Here is a 3,668-nt window from a genome sequence, read left to right as displayed (position 1 = left end):
ATCTCGGTGTGCCACAACGATTTCTGGACCATGCATCGCGCGAACAGCTTCACCACGAACTCGGTCTCACCTGCGAGGACGTCGTACAGCGGGTTTCGCACTGGGTCAAGAGCCTCTGACGCCGGCTTCCCGCCGGACGTCGACGCCGTAGAACCCGCGGCGTCCGGTCACCGCGCCCGCGACTGCCATCGGTACTCGTCATCACGAGTGAGAAGAGCACCGACGGTTCCCACCGTTGCGTTGCCGAGTGACGATAATTTTCTTTGCGAATATGTGACCTGTGTGACTGGTGTGTCGTCGCTGGACAAACCGGGACGACTGGCATGTTTTGTCCATGACCCTCGTCTTCGACGGTAGAACCGACGTCTCGGACAGCCGAATCGATCCGGCTCTCGGTGACGGTGACTCCGACTGGGCTGCCGTCGAACCCGTGGATCGCACTCCTGCTCTGGATTCCCGGAACGACGGGGTGGAGCGACGGCATTCGCGGTGGTTCGTGGCGATGTCGGCAGTGATCGGTGTGGTGGCATTCGCTGCTCACGATCGTTTGCTGTCGTTCGACTCGTTGTACGGATTGTTCGGCAACGGTGTCGACGCTCTCGTCTACCGGCACGGCGGCGCAACCGTGCTCAGTGGCGAAGGGCTGTACTCGTTCTCGTTGTTCGGCACGCTGCCGTTCACGTATCCGCCGTTCGCCGCGGTGCTGTTCGCGCCTCTGGGCTTGCTGTCCGATACCGCCACCGGATTGCTGGTGAACATATCCAACGTCGTGTTGCTCTACGGAGTGGTCTATCTCAGCTGGCGTCGACTCGGTTACGAGAACAGCACGCGGACCAAGGTGGTGAGTGTGGCTCTTGCAGTGGGCTGCTCGTGGCTCGAGCCGGTGCGCATGTCGTTGTGGTTGGGCCAGATCAATCTGCTGTTGCTCGCCTTGGTGCTCTGGGATCTCGGTCGGCCCGAGGGCAGTAGGTTCCGAGGGTTCGGTGTCGGAATTGCGGCCGGTCTGAAGCTGACCCCGGGCCTGTTCGTCGTCATGTCGATCGTGCAGAAGCAGTGGCGAACGGCATGGACCGCGGCCGTCACCGGTCTTGTCACGGTGCTGATCGGGTGCGTGGTCGTGTTTTCCGACGCGTGGCGCTATTGGACCTCCGCGATCCTCGCTTCGGACCGGGTGGGGTCGACCACGTCTCCCGCGAATCAGTCGGTTCGGGGGATGGTGGCGCGGGCGTGGGGAACCGAGCATCCGCCTGTGTTGGTGTGGTTGCCGGTGGCGGTGGTTGTCCTTGCCGCGGGGATGTGGGTCTCGTATCGAGCTCACCGGGCGGGTAGAACACTGCTGGCGATGACGCTGTGCGGTCTCACGGCCCCGATGGTTTCGCCGTTCTCCTGGGGCCATCACTGGGTGTGGTGCGTTCCGTTGCTGATGATCGGACTCGACGCGTGTTCGCGGTCGAGCACACGACACCGCATCCTCCGTGTTCTCGGAGTGCTCGCCGCGACCGCGCCTTTCGTGGCCTGGTATCGCACTCAGGCCGATGTGGTGGTGATCGGCACGTTCATGCAGTCCGTATCGCCTATTCTCGACGGAGGACTGCGGAACGCGTATTGCGTTGTCTACGTGATCGTTCTGGCGGTAGCGGCGACAGGATTGCGCAAGGACTCGACGATCCGTTACGTCCCGGCGGCCAATTCTTCGATCTGAACGCGATCTATCAGATGGGCCAGGGCGAAGGGGTCGTGTGCGAACATCCGCTGCACACTTGCTTTGTCGGTGCCTTCGACGATCATCGTGGCACCACTGTGATCGGCGAGCGGGCTCGACGATCGGAGGATCTTGCGGCGCTCGAGTTCTCGCAACCAGGCGCGATGATCGGTGCGGTGATCGTCACGGCCCGAGGAGGTCTCGGGGGTGTACGCGTATTCGACGACGAACATCGGCATGTCAGATCTCCATGTCCTCGAGCTCCATTCCTTTGGTTTCCTTGATCTTGTACTTGACGAAGAAGAAGGACACGATCGCGAAGAACGCAAAGAACGAATAGATGAATCCGAGTCCGATGGTGTCGGACAACGGCGGAAACGCGAGTGTGATGGCGAAGTTGGCAATCCAGTTCGCGGCAGTACTGATACCGAGTGCGACTGCTCGCATTCGGTTGGGGAACATCTCTCCGAGCATCACCCACATGATCGGGCCCCAGGTTGCGGCGAAGAACACGACGAAGAGGTTGGCACCGACGAGAGCCACAGGGCCCCAGGGCGATGGCAATTCGAGTTGGTCCCCGCTACCCACTGCCTGGCTGAACGAGACGGCCGCGAGTACGAGGCCGACGAACATTCCGATCGAGCCGATCATGAGCAGATTTCGTCGGCCGAATCGGTCGACGAACAAGATGGCGACGAATGTCATCGTGACATTGATGACGGAAGTGATGACCGAGGTGACGAACGATTGATTCTCGCTGAAGCCGACGGACTTCCACAGAGTCGTCGAATAGTAGAAAATTGCGTTGATTCCGACGAACTGCTGCAGGATGGCCATGGTGATACCGACCCAGACGATCGGGTGCAGCCCGAACTTCGGTCCACGGATATCGGCGAAGGATGATTTCGATTCCCGACGCAAGGTCAGTCGGATCTGTTTCACCCTCTCGTTCGGGTTCACCTCGCCGGTGATGTCTCCCAGAATGCGGGCCGCTTCCTCGTCGAGATGTTTTCCGACGAGGTATCGGGGCGACTCGGGAATCAGCGTGGCGAGAAAGCCGTAGACGAGTGCCGGTGCGACGCCGACGAGGAACATCCATCGCCAGGCCTCGAGTCCGAACCACAGGTCGTTCGACGGCCCACCTGCCGCGTTCTGCAGCACCGCGTCCGACAGCAGAGCAGCGAAGATTCCGATGGTGATGGCCAGCTGCTGCAGCGAGGCCAATCCACCTCGATAGCGGGCCGGGGCTATCTCCGAGATGTATGCGGGCGCGATCACCGATGCGATGCCGATGCCCAGGCCGCCGAGTACACGCCAGAGCATGAGATCCGGGACGCTGAACGCGAACCCGGATCCCACCGACGAGACGGTGAACAGTGCGGAACCGAGCAGCATCACCTTCTTTCGGCCCCAGCTGTCGGCGAGCCGGCCGGCGAACCAGGCACCGACCGCACAACCGAGAAGTGCGATGGCCACTGCGAAGCCGGTGACGAACGACGACAGTGCGAAGTTCTCCTGGATGGAGTCCACCGCGCCGTTGACGACGGACGAATCGAACCCGAACAGGAAGCCGCCGACAGCGGCGGCAATCGTGACTCCGATGACTTTGGCAGTGTGCCGATCGGTGGATTGCGTCATCACGTGACCCAGCTTTCGAGGTGAACCAGCATCCTTGGTGGTCGATCGCCATCATCGTCCTCGCACCGACGGAATGGGAGCGAAATCGACTCGATATTCGTGGCGTACAGGAATCGGCTCACCGAAAAAGGTGAATTGTCCGATATTCCGTCTGTCGAACTCGAAGTTGTGGACGGAAAACTGCCGAAAGTCGTCCACAGCTTCGAGTTCGGCGGCGGGTGGCTAGCGCGCCTGGGCGGCCGACCATTGATCGAAGGTCTGGAGACCGTGATCCGACTCGGTCGTGGTGACCAGCGTTCCGTCTCGCATCGCGCGACCGTACGCGCCG

At 61.3% G+C, this 3,668-nt stretch carries 3 protein-coding genes; 1 reads left to right on the top strand and 2 read right to left on the bottom strand.

The genetic code is table 11. From position 1 onward, the window contains the following. Positions 1 to 334 precede the first annotated feature (334 nt). A complete protein-coding gene (locus A2J02_RS13380; RefSeq protein WP_068050628.1) occupies positions 335 to 1,702 on the top strand; it encodes a glycosyltransferase 87 family protein in 1,368 nt (455 codons plus the stop codon). Here the strand turns inward: A2J02_RS13380 and A2J02_RS13375 are convergent. After that, the gene (locus A2J02_RS13375) at positions 1,672 to 1,941 is read right to left on the bottom strand and encodes a YciI family protein (RefSeq protein ID WP_068050627.1); all 270 of its coding nucleotides are present in this window, start codon (positions 1,939 to 1,941) and stop codon (positions 1,672 to 1,674) included. The two genes, A2J02_RS13380 and A2J02_RS13375, sit on opposite strands and share 31 nt — an antisense overlap. Position 1,942: 1 nt before the next feature. Further along, entirely contained in the window at positions 1,943 to 3,340 is a 1,398-nt protein-coding gene (locus tag A2J02_RS13370; protein WP_068050626.1) for a sugar porter family MFS transporter, read from the bottom strand. Between the last annotated feature and the right edge of the window lie 328 nt (positions 3,341 to 3,668).

The sequence above is a fragment of the Rhodococcus sp. EPR-147 genome (assembly GCF_001647185.1).
Taxonomy (GTDB): Bacteria; Actinomycetota; Actinomycetes; order Mycobacteriales; family Mycobacteriaceae; genus Rhodococcoides.
This window is presented reverse-complemented; position numbering and strand designations above follow the sequence as displayed.